Below are 19,714 nucleotides of genomic sequence, written 5' to 3'. Positions count from 1 at the left end.
AAAACAGAATGAAAAATAAAAAATATTTGATATTAATCTTAACAGTAATACTTGGGGTGTTCAATTCTTGTGATGTTTTAGAACCTGAGGATGAAAATATATTTTCTATAGAAGATGTTAGGAACACTGTAACGTTTGTAGAAGGACTTTTGATAAATGCATATCGTAAAGTGCCAGCGTCTCATGATAATTTTACATTGGCTTACGCCTCTGATGATGCTGTAAATAATGACCCTGGTAGTGGTGTAAAAGCTGTGGTGCAAGGTGGTTGGACTTCGGTTGCAAATCCTTTTAGTGTATGGAATAGTTCTTATGAAAGCATATTTTACATCCATTCATTTTTAGAGGAAATGGAAGGGATTGATTGGTTTCCAAGAAACGAAACTACTTCGGCACTTTTTGATGAGAAATTAAGAGGCGAAGCTTATGCTTTAAGAGCTTGGAATTATTTTCATCTATTGCAAGCACATGCTGGCCGTGGTAAGAATGGTCAGTTACTTGGTGTGCCCATAGTAGACAGAGTATTAGAAAATTCTCCGGAATATGAAATACCACGTGCAACCTTCAACGAAACTATAAAATTTATTATCGATGATTGTGACCGTGCTATTGAAGCACTACCCGGTAGATGGCTACCTACTGGTGATGCAGATGCAGACCAAGCTATTGGGGAAAGAAATACCAATAGGATTAATGGTCATGTTGCTAGATTAATAAAAACTAAGGCTTTATTATATGCTGCTAGCCCAGCCTATTCAGATGGCACCTATACTTATCAAATGGCTGCAGAAGCTGCTGTTGGTCTTATGGATGATAATAATGGAATTTCAAGTAGTGATTTTGGTAGAACCAAAACTAAATTTTATAACGAAGCAGTAGTCCCTGGAACAAATAACGTTCATGCAGATGTCATGTGGTATTCTTTTCGTCAAACAGGAGAAAATGGCTGGGAACGTACTAATTTTCCACCTTCGCAATTTGGTAGAGGTTTAACCAATCCTACACAAGAATTAGTAAACGCATTTCCTCTTGTAGATGGTACACCAACACCTGCGGATAAAATTAATTCTAATGACCCTTATTCTGGTAGAGATCCCAGATTATCTGAATACATTATGTATCAAGGTTCTCAATACAGAAATGAACCATTAAATACAGTTGTGGGATCTCAAGATGCTCTTGGAAGTCAAAATTTAGATGCTACTAAAACAGGCTATTATTTAAAGAAGTTTATGAACGTAAAGGTTGTGAATTTAGCTCCTGGAATTAATTCTTCAGGTATTCGGTATTATACCTACGCGCGTTATACTGATGCACTACTTATGTTTGCTGAAGCTGCTAATGAAGTTGGTGGACCAGATGCTATTATTGGAGGTTACAGTGCGCGGGCAGTTATTAATGCTATTCGTGATAGAGCAGGTATCACGTCTACAGCATATGTTAATGGTTTAAGTACAGCAGAAATGACGAACTTGATTCGTAATGAGCGCAGACTTGAATTGTGTTTTGAAAAACAACGTTTCTGGGATATACGTAGATGGAATTTAACGTCCCTTATGAAAAATCCAGTAAGTGGTGTAATTGTTACAAATAACGGAGGCGAATTAGATTATGAATATATTGAAGTTGAAGGTAGAAATTTCTCAGATTTTCAAATTTATGGACCAATTCCATTTAATGAAACACTTAAGTATGACATTGTTCAAAATCAAGGATGGCAATAATTAACATATGAATAAGAAAACTATTAAAATAAAAACTATTAAAATGAAAAAATATATATAATACTGGGCTTAATTATAGCCATAGTAAGCTGCACTAATACTGATATTGAATTTGATGATTTCGAATTTCAATCTGTGTATTTCCCTTTCCAAACACCTATAAGAACAATTATGCTTGGTGATGAGGTAATAGGTGATAATTCTATTGATATAGAACGTGCTTTTAGTATAGGTGCTACTATGGGCGGTGCTTATAAAAACACTGCAGATATAGAGATAGATGTTGAGTTAGCTTCAGATTTAGCCCTTAATATAACAGACGGTGATGATAATCTTCTTGAAATATTACCTCCAAGTTATTATAATGCAACATTCGATAAAATAACAATTCCAGCAGGTAGTTTTATTGGGAAAATGCGGGTTGATTTAACAGATGCTTTTTTTGCAGATCCTTTAACAACTGGCTTGCATTATGTAATTCCTGTTAAAATGACTGCGGTAAAAAGAGCAGATTCAATTCTTCAAGGATTTCCTGCTGGTGGTGTGGTTAATCCAGATCGACGTGTTAGTTCAGATTGGCTTTCGGGCCAAGAGCCAAAAGATTATGTGCTTTTTGGTGTTAAATATATAAATCCAACTCATGGTGCTTATTTGTATCGTGGAAGAAGTGTTAACATAACTGATCCTACTGCACCAAAAGATACCATTAGCTATAGTACACGTTTTCTTGATGATAATATTGGAATAAAGTTAAGTACGGCTTCTTTAACTCAAAGTAAAACTGATAAAGTTGCTGGTGGTGGTCGATATGAGGAAAGAAGGGGTGAACAGTATTCTATGGTTTTAACTTTTGATGAAGCTAATAATGATGTTACAGTGAGATCATTTGATGGTACAACAGATATAATTAGCGGAACAGGTATTTATTATTCAAAAGCTGATCAAAGAGCTGAGAGTTACAATGGTAAAAGACACAGAACTATTTATCTTGACTATACTTTTGAAGATCGTGGTCAATCTTATCAAGTTAATGACTCATTGGTGTTTCTAGATACTGATATTAAATTCGAAAAATTTTCAGTTAAAGTCACTCAATAATTAGTCAATTTTCGGTATTCTAAAAAAATAAAAATAAATAAAAATACATGAAAAATTTGAAATTAAAATTTTATTATTTTCTAATGATTGTTCCTCTTTTGGTAATCAATACGTCGTGCGATAAACCTAACGGTGTGGAAAGTGCAATGTTCGTTGCACCTGGTTATGTTCTTGAAGATGATACCGTTTACGATCCAGAGGACAGCGTATACAAATCTTATAATGGTTTAGTTATGGCTGGCTACCAAGGTTGGTTTGCGGCTGAAGGCGATGACTCTAATAGAGGATGGTATCACTATCGAAATGGCGCATGTGGTGGTTTTACAAACTCATGTAGTTCAATAGATATGTGGCCAGATATGACTGAATATGAAAATAAATATATAACGCCTTATAAAAATCCTGATGGTTCGGATACGTTTCTTTTTAGTTCTTTTGATGAACAAACTGTTGATACACATTTTAGATGGATGCAAGAAAACAATATCGATGGTGTACACATGCAACGGTTTTTAGCTGAAGTAATTGATAATGAAAATGGTAAACGTCATTTTGATAGGGTGTTACGACATGCTTTAAAAGCAGCAAAAAAGTATGGGAGAGCAATTAGTGTCATGTATGATTTAAGTGGAAGCAATAGTGATAGGATTCCTTTATTACAAGAGGATTGGAATGAATTAGTACGTAAATTTAGACTAAATAATAATATTGAAAATCCAACCTATTTATGGCATAACGGTAAACCTATGATGTCTATATGGGGTGTTGGTTTTGATGGAGATAGAGATTATAGTACTGAAGATGTTGATAAACTTGTAGATAATTTAAAAGGACCTAATGATGATAAGGTTTCTATCATGCTTGGTGTACCATACTATTGGAGAGAACAAACTAATGATACTGAGCCTGGTCCAGAATTACACGATATAATCAGAAAAGTAGATATGATTATGCCTTGGGCTGTAGGACGTTACAATTCACCTACTAGTTACAGAAATGTAAGTAAAGTGGCTGGAGACGTACAATGGGCTGCAGAGAACGATGTAGATTATGTGCCTTTAGTTTTTCCTGGTTTTTCATGGGGGAACTTAAAGAGAGAGCCTAATTATTTTAATTCAATCCCAAGATTAGAAGGTGAGTTCTTATGGGCACAAGTTGATGGAGCTAAGGCTGGTGGTGCTCAGAGCTTATATATGGCCATGTTTGATGAAGTTGATGAAGGAACTGCCATTTTTAAGGTTAAAAGAGAGAATGAAGTACCCGTAGTTGAAGGTAATGATGGCTATAAATTTGTAGGCATTGAAGAAGGTTTAAAATCTGATTATTATTTGTGGTTAACTGGTCAAGCAGCTAATTGGTTTCATGGTGATGATTCTTATAATAGCACGAAACCAATACGTAATTAATTTGAATAACATAATTTTAAATACAAGTAAGCCCATTTTCTTGCTTGTATTTATTTTTTTGTTTTGTAAATATAAAGTAAAAGATGAAAAAAAGTTGGAGAAATACGATATTTATAGGAACGGCCCTTGTATTAGGCTTAATGGCCTATTCGGTTACTGCTAAAAAAGAGAATAAAGTGGATCCTGTCGATTATGTAAATCCTTATATAGGAAACATAAGTCACTTGTTAGTGCCCACATTTCCAACCATGCATTTACCAAATAGTATGTTGCGTGTATATCCAGAACGTCGAGATTTTACAGCAGATTTATTAAATGGATTACCTTTAATAATTACAAGCCATCGTGGAAGTTCAGCCTTTAATCTTAGTCCTTTTCAAGGAGAAGAAGCAGATTTAAAACCCGTAATAGATTATAGTTATGACAATGAAAAATTAACTCCTTATTCCTATAAAGTTTATTTAGATGAACAACAAACCACCGTTAATTTTGGTTTGTCACATCAATCGGCGATGTATGAAATTGATTTTGCTAAGGATGAAGATGCTTACTTGATTGTCAATTCCAGAAATGGATTTATGGCATGGGATGGTTCTGCATTATCAGGATTTCAACTTATAGAAAATGACACAAAAGTTTACTTGTATATGGTTTTGGAAGAGCAGCCAGAAACAGTCTCTGCACTTAAAGATAGTTTGTTAAATGGTGAAACAAGTACTGAAGGAACAGATGCCTGCGTCGTTTTAAAATTTCCTAAAAACATTAAAAAATTAAATATCCGTTATGGTATTTCATTTATTGATGAAAATCAAGCCAAGCGCAATTTAGAACGAGAAGTTAAAGCTCAAAACATAAAGTCACTACAAACTTCGGCACGTCAAATCTGGAATGATGCTCTAAATAAGATTGAAGTTGAAGGTGGTGATTACTCAGATAAGTCTGTGTTTTACACATCACTATATCGCACTTACGAAAGACCCGTTTGTCTTTCAGAGGATGGCAGATATTACAGTGCTTTTGATAATAGCGTTCATGAAGATAATGGCCGTCCATTCTACACAGATGATTGGATTTGGGATTCGTACAGAGCACACCACCCTTTAAGAGTTTTGATTGACCCTAAGACCGAAGAAAATGTTATAAATTCATTTATAACTATGGCTGAACAAATGGATCATTTTTGGATGCCTACATTTCCAGAGGTAACAGGCGATAGCCGCAGAATGAATTCCAACCACGGTGTGGCTTCTGTGATTGATGCCTATAAAAAAGGATTGCGAAACTTTGATTTAGAAAAAGCATACGAAGCTTGTAAAAATGCTATAACTCAAAAAACCTTGGCGCCTTGGTCTGGAAAACCGGCAGGAGAGCTGGATGCATTTTATAAAGAAAAAGGTTATTTTCCTGCGTTACATGAAGGCGAAGAAGAAACCGTGCCAGAAGTGCATGTTTTTGAAAGCAGACAGCCTGTGGCAGTAACTTTGGGAACGTCTTATGACGAATGGTGCCTATCCCAAATAGCAAAAGAATTGGGAAAAAATCAAGAATATCAACATTTTCTTAAGAATTCTTTTAATTACCAAAACTTATTCAATCCAGAAACTGAATTTTTCCATCCTAAAGATGATCAAGGCAATTTCATAGAACCCTTTGATTATAAATTTTCAGGTGGCATGGGTGCCCGCAAATTTTATAGCGAAAATAATGGCTGGACTTACCGTTGGGATGTGCAACATAACATAAAGGATTTAATAAATCTAATGGGTGGAAATGCCTCTTTTTTGGACAATTTAAATAGTATGTTTATTGAACCTTTGGGTAGGAGTAAATACGCTTTTTATGCACAATTGCCGGACCAAACCGGAAACGTAGGGCAGTTTACTATGGCAAATGAGCCTTCGTTACACATTCCTTATTTATATAATTATGCAGGACAGCCGTGGAAAACTCAGAAACGGATTCGTACGTTATTAGATCAATGGTTTAGAGATGATTTAATGGGCGTGCCAGGAGATGAAGATGGGGGTGGAATGACAGCTTTTGTAGTGTTTTCTCAATTAGGATTTTATCCAGTAACACCAGGTATACCAATGTATAATATTGGTAGCCCTGTTTTTGAAAAATCTATAGTGCATTTAGAGAATGGAAGTGATTTTACAATAAGCACAAGAAATTATGCTCCAGAAAATAAGTATATACAATCTGCTAGATTGAATGGGGAAGTTTGGGATAAGCCATGGTTTTCACATAATGATATTGCTAATGGAGGAACTTTGGAATTGATAATGGGGAATAAGGCTAATAAAAATTGGGGTAGTGCGATTAGTAGTGCTCCTCCATCAATAGATTAAAATTTTTAATTAAATATTGATTATAAAACATAAGTGAATCAAATATTATATTCACGAGTGATTTTTTTTATTTGTTTAGATTAGTTTTAGTTTATAAATTGAGTTCAATTAATCATAAGAAAAAAGTAATGATTGGAAGTAAATTAAAATATTAAGAAGATATTTTAGTTGTATTGATGTTAAGCTATTAATAGTCAATAGTATGAAAGTATGATTCAGCGTTATGTAAATTAAGTGAATTTAAGTAGGAGAATAGTCTATAGTATATTTATTCTACAATTTCAAAAGAAAAAGGTTTAGTCGAACTTTATAAATTAAATAAAATGAATTTAAAAACAAATGCGCTAATACTGTTGGTTTTTTTAATTACTTCATGTGTTTCAGTAAAAACTATCAAGGAGAATAACAAGCCAAAAAATGTAATTTTATTGATTAGTGATGGAACAGGATTGTCTCAGATTTCATCTGCATTTTATTTTAAAGATACAAAAGCAAACTACGCTAGATTTGATAACATTGGACTCATAAATACATCATCTTCAAAACAAGATGTTACAGACTCGGCAGCAGGAGCAACAGCTTTTGCTTGTGGCGAGAAAACATTTAACGGTGCCATTGGAGTTTCTAATGATTCTTTAGCTTTAAAGAATTTAGTTGAAATAGCTCATGATAATAATATTAAAACAGGCCTCATTGCAACCTCTTCTATAATTCACGCCACACCTGCTAGTTTTTTTGCGCATCAACCAAGTAGACAAATGAATAAAGAAATAGCGGGAGATCTCGTAAAATCAAGTGTTGATTTTTTTGCAGCTGGGGGAACAAATTTTTTTAGTAATGATTTAATAAAAGGATTAGAAGCTAAAGATTTTTATATAAATAAAAACGGTTTGGATGATTTTAATAGTATTAAAAATTACAAAAAAGCAGGTTATTTACTAGCACCTAACGAAATGCCAAAAATGTCGGAAGGAAGAGGTGATTTTCTTTCAAAAGCTACTAATTTGGCTATTGATTTTTTAGGAAAAGATAATAAAGGTTTTTTTATCATGGCAGAAGGTTCTCAGATTGATTGGGGTGGTCATCAAAATGATGGCCCTTATTTAGTTTCTGAATTAATAGATTTTGATAATACTATTGGGAAGGTTTTGGATTTTGCACAAAAAGATGGAAATACCTTAGTTATTGTAACTTCAGATCATGAAACAGGAGGGTTTACACTTTCAGGAAAAGAGAAAACAAAAAAAGATGGATCAAAATATAGAGATTATACAGAAGTAGGTATGTCTTTTTCAAATGGCGGTCACTCAGCAACATTAATTCCTGTTTTTGCTTTTGGCCCTGGGGCTGAGCAATTCATAGGGGTTTATGAAAATAATGAGATATTCGATAAAATATTAAAAGTTACTAATTGGAAAACAAAGAATTAGCTTATATGAATGGCAAGTTTTTAGTTGGTTTGTTGTGTTTGCTGTTAACAGCTTTGTCTTGTTTTAAAAAGGAACAGGAGCCATTTACTTTTGTACAACTTTGTGATACCCAACTGGGTATGGGTGGTTATGAACATGATATCAAGTCATTTAAACAAGCGGTAAGCCAAATAAATGAATTAGAACCTGATTTTGCTGTGATTTGTGGAGATTTGGTCCACCATGCTTCAGATAGTTCTTATGCTGATTTTAAAAGTATTTTAAAAGGTTTTAATATACCTTGTTACCTAGCTCCAGGAAATCATGACGTGGGGAATACTCCAAATGATATTACATTAGCTTACTATAGGGATGTAATAGGTAAAGATTATTTCACTTTTAAAAATAGGGATATAACATTTATGGTTACCAACACTCAGTTATGGAAAGTTAATGTAACTCATGAATCTGAAAAACATCATGAGTGGTTTAAGCATACTTTAGATAGTTTAGGAAAGAAGGATGCTTCCATTTTTGTAATTGGGCATTATCCCATATTTTTAAAAACGCCTGACGAGAAAGAGGTTTATTTTAATTTACCATTAAATACTCGCAAAGAAATTTTGAGTCTTCTTAAAAAGAATAAGGTTAAGGCATACTTGTCAGGGCATAAACATGAAACGGTAATTAATCAATTTGGAAATATACAATTGGTTAGTGGCGAAACTACAAGTAAAAATTTTGATAAGCGGCCATTAGGGTTTCGGTTGTGGAATGTGACTTCTGATAGTGTTTCTCATAATTTTGTGGCATTGAAGGAAAAGGAATAGTAAATGAAGATAACAAATACTTAAGGGTAAATTTTTAAAAATGACTTTATACCATTTTTTGATTAAAATTACTGTAAAAAAAATGATGATTTTTTTCTTTATAGAAAACAGAAAAATAAAGCATAGCCGCAGTTACGGTTTCTTTTATGTTGAAATAGAAAGTAAAAAAGGGTATTTTGTTACGGTCATTTTAAATAAGATGTGGTATTATATCGAGGGGTTTTATCATTTTATTTAAAGATTTAATAAACTTGCGGTTAAACGAAATTGTGTTGTACTAAAACTTATAAATTTTCTACTTATTTTTTCTGTTTTGTAATTCTTTTGAGATGTGTTTGTTGATATGAGTCCTTTAGATTTGAAATTTGATTAGTATTTAATATTAAACTAATTTTAAGTTTGTTTTAATCAACTCTCTAATTATGACTTTAAAAGAGGCGTAGGTTTAAATTTTTTATAGGACGACAAGACGTGTTAAAAATATCAGAATAAATTAGAAAACAAATTCTATAATACGGGATTTTACTATTATTTCTTCTATTTTAATTTTTTTCATTGAAAATTATTTCAGACCCTTAAAATTATTTTTTTATTAATGAAATATTAAGCTTCTCGGTTTAATTAGCATAAAAATTAAAATACTTAATCCATTTTTTTTAATGAAGAAAATTATAATTATTGCAGTCCTATCTTTTTATGCTACAACAACGTCTTTTGCTCAGGAAGATTTTACAAAATACGTTGATCCTGCTATTGGAAATGTAGCCCGGTTTTTAGTGCCAACTTTCCCCACTATGCAACTTCCAAATCAAATGTTGCGCATGTTTCCCGCTAAATCAGATTACATTTCAGATGAGGTAGCGGCATTTCCACTTCAAATAGTGGGGCATCGAAATCGCCCTGGTTTATTTCAAATGAAAGTTTCATTAGGTACAATAACTGATGATTCTTGGAATAAGAAAATGAATATAGATCATGACTTAGAGATATACCATCCTTGGTTATATAGTACCTATTTAATTGATGATGATATCAGGGTTAGTTTTACCCCTGCCAATAAATCGGCTATATACAAAATCGAATTCCCTGAACGTGCAGATAAAAATATATTAATAAAAGGGTCTAATGACATGACGGCTTTTTTAAACAACGAAAATGCTTTTGCTTTTACTGAAAAAGTAAAGTATACCACTAGGGGAACAAGTCCAGTAACTCGTGTTATGTCAGTTTACGTGTATGCAATAATTACAGACTCTAATAATAAAGTAATAAAAGGCACTATAGGAAATACTTCTAACAGTAAGTTTTCTATATCCTTTCCAAAAGAGGCACCTTCAGAAGTTCATATTAAATATGCCGTTTCTTATATAAGTCATGAGCAGGCTAAAATAAATTTTGAAAAGGAATTAGCATCTAAAGGATTTGATGATGTAGTGGTATTTGGCAAAAAAGCATGGGAAAAAGTGATTAATCAAATAGAAGTTGAAGGCGGTGCAGAGGCGCAGAAACGTACTTTTTATACGGCATTATATCGCACGTATGAGCGTATGATTAATATCAACGAATACGGAAAATATTATAGTGGCTATGATGGAAAAGTTCATGAAAGCAATCGCCCATTTTATACAGATGATTGGGTGTGGGATACCTATCGGGCAGCCCATCCATTGCGTACCATTTTAACTCCCGAAATGCAAAATGATATGCTAAATTCATACACCTTAATGTACGAACAAAGCGGATGGATGCCAACGTTTCCACAAGTGCACGGCAACCACATGTGCATGAACTCATACCATTCGGGATCCTTGTTTATTGATGGTTATAGAAAAGGTTTAAAAGATTACGATGTTAAAAAAGCTTATGAAGGCATTAAAAAAAACATGACTCAAGCTACTTTTATTCCATGGCGCCAAGGCACTCCTAAACTGGAGATTGATGATTTTTATCACGAGCATGGTTATTTTCCGGCGCTTCATCCCGGAGAAAAAGAGACCATAGCCATGATGGATGATTTTGAAAAACGTCAAGCCGTAGCGGTAACATTAGGGATTAGTTACGATTTCTGGGCATTGGGTGAATTGGCAAAAGAATTAGGAAAACAGGACGATTATAATAAATTTTCAATAAAAGGAAACGATTATAAAAAATTATGGCATAACGAACATAGATTATTTATGCCAAAAGACGACAAGGGTAATTGGATTGATATTGATCCAAAATCTGCAGGGGGGGCAGGATATAGAGATTATTATGATGAAAATAACGGTTGGACCTATGCTTGGGATGTACAGCAAGATATTGATGGATTAATAACACTGCTCGGTGGAAAAAAAGAAGCTGAAAACAGATTAGACCAATTGTTTAGAGAACCACTAGGAATGAAAAGAAATTTGTTTTATGTAAACGGCTCAAATTCTACGGGTCTTGTTGGTCAATTTTCCATGGGTAATGAACCTTCGTTTCATATTCCATATTTGTACAACTATTTTGGAGCGCCATGGAAAACCCAAAAGCGCACCCGATTTTTGCTGGATGTATGGTTTAAGGATACTATTTTTGGAATTCCAGGAGATGAAGATGGTGGCGGCATGACGGCCTTTGTTGTTTTTACCTCAATGGGATTGTACCCTACAACCCCTGGCTTACCTTTTTATGATATTACAAGTCCCGTATTTGAAAAAACGACTATTAATCTTGAAAATGGTAAGAAGTTTGTCATACATGCTAAAGGCGCTAGCAGAACTAAAAAATACATTCAGAAAGCATTTATTAATGGACAAGAAATTACAAGTCCGTTTATTACACACAAACAAATTATGGACGGCGGTACATTAAAACTTGTTTTAGACGAATTACCAAATAAAGCGTGGGGGAAGAATGCGAAAATACCAAAGTTTTAATAAACAAATTAATAAGAATTTAATCCAACTCTGAGTACGCGATAAAAACAAAAAAGTGTCGCATTGAGCGCAATTGAAAATGCTTATAAAAACGATGTTTACAATGTCTTCGACTGCGCTCAGACTGACGATACATTATCAAATTTTTGTCATTCACTAAAATAAAACTATAAAAAATAAAAATTAGAATGAAAATTAAACTAGTTACCAAACTAACAACTTTGCTACTTGTTCTTGTGTTGGCAAGCTGCAAAAATGCTTCGAAAACGGATTCGAAAGATTTAACTACTAAAAAAGAAGTGACCGCGTTGGACAAACCCAATATATTATTCATATATATGGATGATATGGGCTATGGCGATCCACAATGTTATAACCCCGAATCTTTAATCCCAACACCAAACATTGACAAGCTCGCCAAACAGGGTATGAGATTTACAGATGCGCATACCGCTGCACCAATTTGCGGACCAAGCAGATATGGTTTGTTAACGGGGCGTTATCCTTGGAGAAGAGGACCAAATGGACATGGAAATGGAGGAAAGTTTGACGATGTTGGTATAGAATCTGGTCGGCTTACATTGGCTTCTTTACTTAAAAAAAATGGTTATAATACAGCACAATTGGGTAAATGGGGACTTAGCCATAACTATTCTGACGCTGTTAAACCTGGCAAGAAACCAGGAACAAAAGAGGCCTATGATTTTCCTAACAAAAAACTTTCGGGGCCTCAATTATTTGGTTTCGATTACACATGGACAGACACTCATTTATATCCTAAAATAGGGCATGATACCATTCGAGGGATGGATCCCATAAGTGATAGCAAACTTGTTTTTGAAAACAGTCTGCCCCTAAACCCCTCTCTTGAAGTAGAAAACCCTTATAATTTATTACCTAACAGTGGTAATAAGGTTATTGAATACATGGAAGTTTATGTCGGAAAAAAAGAGAATCCAAAATTCAATCAAGATAAAAGCAAGCCGTTTTTTATCTATTGGGATTCTGTTGGTCCGCACGCACCTTATGTTCCTTTAGAACAATTTCAAGGCAAATCTAAGGTAGGGCGCTATGGCGATTATGTTTATGAAATTGACTATTTTATTGGTAAAATGCTTGACAAACTAGAAGAATTAAAGCTTGCGGATAATACGATTGTTATTTTTTCTTCTGATAACGGACCCGATAAATATACTTATGAGCGCATTAAGGATTTTAAACATTACAGTTTGGGTAAATGGCGTGGTGTAAAACGCGATGCCTGGGAAGGCGGCAACCGTACACCATTTATTGTCCGCTGGCCAGGTAATGTAGAAGCCAACACGGTAAATAACACAACATTTTGCTTAACGGATATGATGGCCACTTTTGCTGAAATTGTAGGCGATACAATTCCTGAAAATGTTGGTGAAGATAGTTTTAGCATGCTTTCTTTGTTAAAACCAACTACTAACGAATTTAACCGTCCTCCTATTATTTATCATAACACAAAAAGAAAAATGGGTATTCGTGCGGATGATTGGGTATATATGGATGCCCCATCTGGTGCCGTAGAGGAAGACCCCGAATGGTTTAAAAAAGAACGTGGTGTTATACCACACAATCAAGAGGTGGAATTATTTAATTTAAGTGAAGACCCCCAACAGACTAAAAACGTAGCTATAGAATACCCAGAAAAAGTAAAAGAGCTCAAGAAAACGTTAGATGACATGATTGAAAAAGGGAATAGCCATTAATTATTTTGAATGAGATGAGATGCTGAAACAATCCCGATAATTATCGGGACAATATGACGTCAAAATGATTCATTATTACTAATTACGGTCATTCAAAAAAAATATTGAATGAATAACCAAAATAAGTGCCATCTTAATTTTAAATTAAATCATCAAAGAAAATATGCAATTAGAAAATTCGAAAAGAAGTATTAAAACCCTTTTTATTTTGGGTGGATTAGTTTTGTTACTTATGCCTAATGTTGTTGGTTCACAAACCAAACATGCCATATCAAGTAAGTACTTGAGCTATAAAGGGTTGGTAATGGCGGGTTATCAAGGTTGGTTTAATTGTGAAGGCGATGGAGCAGACCGGGGGTGGACACATTATAGCAAAAATGGCAAATTTGAAGATGGAAGCTGTACCATTGATTATTGGCCAGAAATGGACGAATATAAAGTAAAGTATAAAACACCTTTTAAATTCCCCGACGGATCTCCTGCGTATGTTTTCAGTTCTTATGATGAAAGTACCGTGGATCTACATTTCAAATGGATGAAAGAATATGGCGTGAGCGGTGTATTTATGCAACGTTTCTTTTCAGTATTAACAGATGAAAAACGTAAAAACCATAGTGATAAAGTATTGGCTTCTGCTATTAAAGCAGCCAATAAATACGGTGTTGCCATAGCGTTGATGTACGACCTTGGAAGTATGGACGATTCTAAATACCAGTTGGTTATTGAAGATTGGAAACATCTGGTTGACGATTTAAAACTGACCAATCAAGGTGCCGAAACCACCTATCTCTTTCACAATAAAAAACCCTTAGTTGCTTTTTGGGGCATTGGTGCAGGAACACGGGAATCTGGACATATTCCAGAAATATTTGACATCATGGACTTTTTTAAGAACGATCCGGTTTATGGAGGTTGTTCCATTCATTTGGGCATTCCTTCACGTTGGAGAACATTGGGCTCAGATACTGATGGCGACCCACGATTACATGAGGTTATAGAGCAAGCCGATGTGGTGCATCCTTGGCTTGTTGGAAGATATAATGAGAAGAGTTATGAAGCATACCGTCAAAATGAAATTATAGAGGATGTTAAATGGAGTAAAGCCCATGATAAATTCTATGCGCCAACAGTTTTTCCAGGTTTCTCGTGGTATAACATGAAACCGAATGAGGTATCCGATAAAATACCGAGAAATAAAGGGGCTTTTTATTGGAAACAAATTGCAGGTGCTATTGAAAGTGGAGCAGAAATGCTGTATGTCGCCATGTTTGACGAAATTGATGAAGGCACCGCCATTATTAAAATTTCGCATACAGTTCCTGTTGGAACAAGCATTTTTGTACCTAATGATAAGGAAGTGCCAACAGACCATTATCTCTGGTTAAGTGGTATGGCAGGAAAAATGTTGCGTGGGGAAATCCCTTTTTCTAAAGAAATGCCTGTTAGAGAAAATAATTAATGCGTGTTCATTAAATTTAAATAATCCATGTCTTTTAATAAATTATTCAAAATAGGTGCACTGTTAGTATTGGTTTTAGTATTTGGTTGTAAAGAGACAAACAATGTAACTGCAAAAAAATCAACTAAGAAGCCAAACATATTATTTATAATGACAGATGATCATGCATTATCTGCCATAAGTGCTTATCAAGGCTTTTTATCTAATTTAGCCCCCACTCCTAATATTGACCGTATTGCAAATGAAGGCATCCGTTTCAATAACATGTTTTGCACCAATTCTATTTGTGGTCCTTCAAGAGCTTCTATCCTTACAGGAAAATACAGCCACGTTAATGGCTTTTTTAAGAATGAAGGCGGAGGGGATTTTGATAGTTCACAGCAAACTTTTCCAAAGTTATTGCAACAGGCAGGATATGAAACTGCCGTTATTGGCAAATGGCATTTAGGAACATCACCTAAAGGGTTTGATTATTACAAGGTTTTATTTAATAAAGAAGGACAAGGCTCGTATTACGATCCTGTTTTTAGACTGACAGGAGATAGTTTAATTACAGCAAAAGGGAAGTATTCTACAACAGTAATAAAAGAAGATGCATTAAATTGGATAAAAAAGAAAGAAGCAAGGAGAAGCCATTTATGCTCATGTATCAGTTCAAAGCACCACACAGACCATGGGAACCTGGACCGGGATATGAAAATTATCTAGATAGCTTGACCATTCCACATCCCACTACTTTTAATGATGATTACGAAGGCAGGAATGCTGCAAAAGAGGCGTGGATGCGGATAGACGGGCATATGAATAGAAAAGATGTTAAAATAGAAGCACCACAAAGTTTATCTGAAGAAGAACTTATAGCATGGAATAGTTTTGGAAATAATGATGGCGAGTTTTGGACTCCTGATAAAAATATGACTGACGTAGAACGAAAAGAATGGAAGTATCAGCGCTATATTAAAGATTATTTACGCTGTGTGAAGGCTGTAGATGATGCTGTTGGGGAAATGCTTAATTATCTTGATGAAAGTGGTTTAGCTGAAAACACCATCGTTATTTATACCTCCGATCAAGGCTTTTATTTAGGAGAACACGGTTGGTTTGATAAACGCTTTATGTATGAAGAATCATTTCATATGCCTTTGTTAATGCGTTACCCAAAACATATAACCCCAGGCTCGGTTAATAATGATTTAGTACTAAATATAGATTATGCACCAACTTTACTGGAAGCTGCAGGCGTCAGCATTCCCGATGACATACAGGGTAAAAGTTTATTGCCAATATTTAAAAACAATAAAGAGCCATTTAGAGACGCTGTTTATTATCATTATTATGAATACCCATATTGGCATCATGTACAGCCACATTATGGTATAAGAACAGATAGATATAAATTGATTCACTATTATTATGATATGGATGAATGGGAATTATTTGATTTGAAGGAAGATCCTAATGAATTAAATAATATTTATGATAATACCCAAAACCAAGATCTTATAGAGCAATTAAAAATAAGAATAAAGGAACTCATGCATGAATACAAAATAAACAAAAGCATGGATGAGCTTAAAGAAATGACAGAAATTCAAATACCCAGATTATATAAAAAAGAACCTGCTAATTAATTATTTTATAAAAATACTATGAAACAACAAACATTTATAATTTTAACATTAAGCCTAATCTTATTTTTAGGATGTTCATCCTCATCAAAAACGAAAAACCCATTTAAAGCTGATGCTCAATCAACAGAAAAACCAAATATTATTATTTTTGCTGTTGATGATATGAATGATTTTATTAATCCTTTGGGTTACAATCAAGCCATAACACCTAATATGGATAGGTTAGCTGCGGCAGGTGTAACATTTACAAATGCACATGCACCAGCATCATACTGTGCACCTTCTAGAACGGCTATTTGGACTGGACTTCAATCTACATCAACAGGTTGTTACACAACTGAAGTTTACTTTTATGATTTCCCCAATTTAGTACCTATGCATGAATCTTTTCAACAAGCAGGTTACAAAACCTATGGTGCTGGAAAGCTATTTCATCATAGGGCAGGTTATATAGATTTAGATGGATGGAATGAATATTATGCGAGAAATGAAGAAATCAGGAATATAGGATTTGAAACAGGTTATCATGGTGATGATTTACCACGACCGACCCCATACCCCTATAGCCCCTACTACACAAAAACAAATAAAGAAATGACTGGCGGTAAATTTTTAGAATTTGGGCCCATTACCGAAAAAGATGTTCCTAATATGATGGGGGTAAAACGCACCAAGTGGATTTGTGATTTATTGGCTAAAAAACATGAAACGCCATTTTTCTTAGGCTTAGGATTATACACACCACATTTTCCAAATTATGCCCCTCAAAAATACTTTGATATGTATGATTTAGACAAAATTCAAGTTCCTGAGTTGTTTAAAGATGATTTAAATGACATTCCAGAACCAATGAAATCTAAAATGACTAACCGAAGCAAGATTCAGAAAACTTTGGATGAAATTGGGGCAACCAAAGAAGCTGTCAGAGGATATTTAGCAGCAGTGTCCTATGCGGACGGATTGTTAGGAGAAGTTTTAGATGCTTTAGAGAAAAGTGCTTACAATGACAATACAATTGTAGTATTTTGGAGCGACCAAGGTTATCACTTGGGCGAAAAAGGTAATTGGGGAAAGCATACATTATGGAGTGAAACTTCTAGAGTACCCTTTATTATTGCAGGTAATAATTTACCAAAAGGTAAACGCGTAGATACTACTGTTGGACTTATTGATATATACCCTACACTTTCAGAATTATGTAATCTTCCTAAGCAGCACAACATGGATGGCGAATCTATCGTCCCTCTTCTTACAGGAAAGGTTGAAAAAGATAGAGATTTGTTTATCCCATATCATGAAAGAGGTAGTTATTCTGTAATTAATTCAAATTATAGATACATATATTATAAAGAAGGGGGAGAAGAGTTTTACAATAGAAAAGAAGATTATGGCGAACATTACAATTTGATTAATGATGAAAAGAATAGAGTGATCATTAATGAAATGAAAAAAGCAGTCCCTAAAGAATTTAGAAAAGCTGCAACATCAAAAAATAGTTTAAAACTAGTTTTTGATGATGGCGGAACTTACCATTGGGAAAGTAAGAAGGGTGAAAAACCTCAAATGACATTGTGATAAATAATTATTTAAAGGAATATAATTTTATGATGAGAAATATTTTATTTCTATTGTTTATTGTATGCAATACAATAGATGCTCAAGTAATACAACGCCCTAATATTCTTTTCATCATGTCAGACGATCATACTGGCCAAGCTTGGGTTGTTTACGGAGGTATTTTACAAGATTATGTACACACGCCAAACATTAAACGTTTAGCTAATGAAGGTATTGTATTGGATAACTGTTTTGTGTCGAATTCTATATGTACTCCTAGCAGAGCCACGATTTTAACAGGGCAGTATAGCCATATTAATGGTTTAAAAACTTTAGGAAATGGTTTGGATCCTAGTTATAGCAACATTGCTAAAGAATTGCAAAAAGGAGGTTATCAAACTTCAGTAATTGGTAAATGGCATTTAAAACAAGAACCATCTGGTTTTGATTACTATTGTGTTTTACCTGGTCAAGGACGATATCATGACCCTGTTTTAAAAACAAAAGAAAACTGGAAAGATTTCAACAAAGGCGGTAAAATATATAAAGGATACAGTTCGGATATTATTGCAGATATGACTATGGATTGGATAGATAATCGAGATAAATCTAAACCATTTATGGTGATGTGTCATTTGAAAGCAACCCACGAACCTTACGATTACCCAGAGCGTTTTAGCCATTTGTATAGAAATGATACAATACCTGTTCCCGAAACTTTTTATGATAACGGACCGGAAACTGCGGGACGTTCCTTAATTGGTCAATCTATAGATAATTTAGGAGAACGTTATGTATTCTCCACCAACAACCTAGACAAGCGTAGTGACTATATGCAATACCCAGAATTACCGTTTTCATTAGATGGTTTAAGTGCAGAAGACGCTAGGATGAAAACGTATCAAAAGTTTGTTAAAGACTTTATGCGTTGTGGAGCAGCTGCAGATGATAATATTGGGAAATTATTGGGTTACGCAGAAAAATCAGGTTTAGCTGAAAATACGATTGTTATTTACACGGCAGATCAAGGTTATTTCTTGGGAGAACATGGATGGTTTGATAAACGTTTGATTTTCGAAGAATCAATGCACATGCCTTTCGTAATTCGGTATCCAAAAGAAATTAAAGCAGCATCAAGAAATAGTGATTTAATAGAAAATGTAGACTTTTCTGCTTTGTTTGCAGACTATGCTAACATACCCTATCCAGATAATATGCAAGGGCGCAGTTTGAGGGAGAACTTAAAAGGGAACACACCTACAGATTGGAGGCCCTATAGCTATTATCGTTATTGGCAACACGAACCGGACAGACCTGGTCATTTCGGAATCAGGGGTAAGCGCTATAAATTGGCCTTTTACTATGGTAAAGGTTTGAAAGGTAAAAATCATGAAGAACCTAATGAAAATACAAAATTTTGGGATTTTTATGATTTAGAAAAGGATACTAATGAGCTTCACAATGCTTATAAAGATTCAGAATATCAAGATATAATAAATAAGATGAAAGACGATCTTATCAAAAAGCGAGAATCCTTAGGTGATACAGATAAGGAAGACACTCAAATTCTTGACATAATGTCTAACTACTGGAATTCTTAATTTGTTTAC

At 34.3% G+C, this 19,714-nt stretch carries 13 protein-coding genes; all 13 read left to right on the top strand.

Features of this window, described 5'->3' with window-relative positions; all coding sequences use genetic code 11:
- Positions 1 to 8: 8 nt before the first annotated feature.
- The 13 genes from BST83_RS11600 (at position 9) to BST83_RS11545 (ending at position 19,705) form a co-directional block, all read left to right on the top strand.
- The gene (locus BST83_RS11600; RefSeq protein WP_104809934.1) at positions 9 to 1,724 is read left to right on the top strand and encodes a RagB/SusD family nutrient uptake outer membrane protein; all 1,716 of its coding nucleotides are present in this window, start codon (positions 9 to 11) and stop codon (positions 1,722 to 1,724) included.
- 135 nt (positions 1,725 to 1,859) lie between these two features.
- Positions 1,860 to 2,822: a BT_3987 domain-containing protein gene (locus tag BST83_RS11595; protein WP_205853578.1), complete on the top strand. Its 963-nt coding sequence runs from the start codon at positions 1,860 to 1,862 to the stop codon at positions 2,820 to 2,822.
- 47 nt (positions 2,823 to 2,869) lie between these two features.
- The gene (locus tag BST83_RS11590) at positions 2,870 to 4,228 is read left to right on the top strand and encodes a glycoside hydrolase family 99 protein (RefSeq protein ID WP_104809932.1); all 1,359 of its coding nucleotides are present in this window, start codon (positions 2,870 to 2,872) and stop codon (positions 4,226 to 4,228) included.
- Positions 4,229 to 4,311: 83 nt separating this feature from the next.
- Positions 4,312 to 6,579, top strand: a complete 2,268-nt coding sequence (locus BST83_RS11585) for a GH92 family glycosyl hydrolase (protein ID WP_104809931.1) — start codon at positions 4,312 to 4,314, stop codon at positions 6,577 to 6,579.
- A gap of 323 nt (positions 6,580 to 6,902) precedes the next feature.
- A complete protein-coding gene (locus tag BST83_RS11580; protein ID WP_104809930.1) occupies positions 6,903 to 8,009 on the top strand; it encodes an alkaline phosphatase in 1,107 nt (368 codons plus the stop codon).
- Positions 7,991 to 8,818, top strand: a complete 828-nt coding sequence (locus BST83_RS11575) for a metallophosphoesterase (RefSeq protein WP_104809929.1) — start codon at positions 7,991 to 7,993, stop codon at positions 8,816 to 8,818. The genes BST83_RS11580 and BST83_RS11575 overlap by 19 nt, the downstream gene beginning before the upstream one ends.
- 659 nt (positions 8,819 to 9,477) lie before the next feature.
- Positions 9,478 to 11,721 (top strand): GH92 family glycosyl hydrolase, encoded by a 2,244-nt coding sequence (locus tag BST83_RS11570; protein ID WP_104809928.1) that lies wholly within the window; start codon positions 9,478 to 9,480, stop codon positions 11,719 to 11,721.
- 188 nt (positions 11,722 to 11,909) lie between these two features.
- A complete protein-coding gene (locus tag BST83_RS11565) occupies positions 11,910 to 13,457 on the top strand; it encodes a sulfatase family protein (protein WP_104809927.1) in 1,548 nt (515 codons plus the stop codon).
- 163 nt (positions 13,458 to 13,620) lie between these two features.
- Complete coding sequence (locus BST83_RS11560) at positions 13,621 to 14,916, top strand: glycoside hydrolase family 99 protein (protein WP_104809926.1); 1,296 nt, start codon at positions 13,621 to 13,623, stop codon at positions 14,914 to 14,916.
- Positions 14,917 to 14,943: 27 nt separating this feature from the next.
- Positions 14,944 to 15,624 carry a sulfatase-like hydrolase/transferase gene (locus BST83_RS20685; protein ID WP_240614734.1) on the top strand — a complete coding sequence of 227 codons (681 nt, stop codon included), beginning with the start codon at positions 14,944 to 14,946 and terminating at the stop codon, positions 15,622 to 15,624.
- Positions 15,561 to 16,547 (top strand): sulfatase/phosphatase domain-containing protein, encoded by a 987-nt coding sequence (locus BST83_RS11555; protein ID WP_240614733.1) that lies wholly within the window; start codon positions 15,561 to 15,563, stop codon positions 16,545 to 16,547. Before BST83_RS20685 ends, BST83_RS11555 begins: the two co-directional genes overlap by 64 nt.
- An 18-nt stretch (positions 16,548 to 16,565) precedes the next feature.
- Complete coding sequence (locus BST83_RS11550; RefSeq protein WP_104809925.1) at positions 16,566 to 18,122, top strand: sulfatase; 1,557 nt, start codon at positions 16,566 to 16,568, stop codon at positions 18,120 to 18,122.
- Between the two features lie 29 nt (positions 18,123 to 18,151).
- Complete coding sequence (locus tag BST83_RS11545; RefSeq protein WP_104809924.1) at positions 18,152 to 19,705, top strand: sulfatase family protein; 1,554 nt, start codon at positions 18,152 to 18,154, stop codon at positions 19,703 to 19,705.
- Positions 19,706 to 19,714: the final 9 nt, after the last annotated feature.

The sequence above is a fragment of the Polaribacter filamentus genome (genome assembly GCF_002943715.1).
GTDB lineage: Bacteria > Bacteroidota > Bacteroidia > Flavobacteriales > Flavobacteriaceae > Polaribacter > Polaribacter filamentus.
The sequence above is the reverse complement of the archived record's forward strand: the minus strand, read 5'-3'. Positions and strand labels throughout refer to the sequence as shown.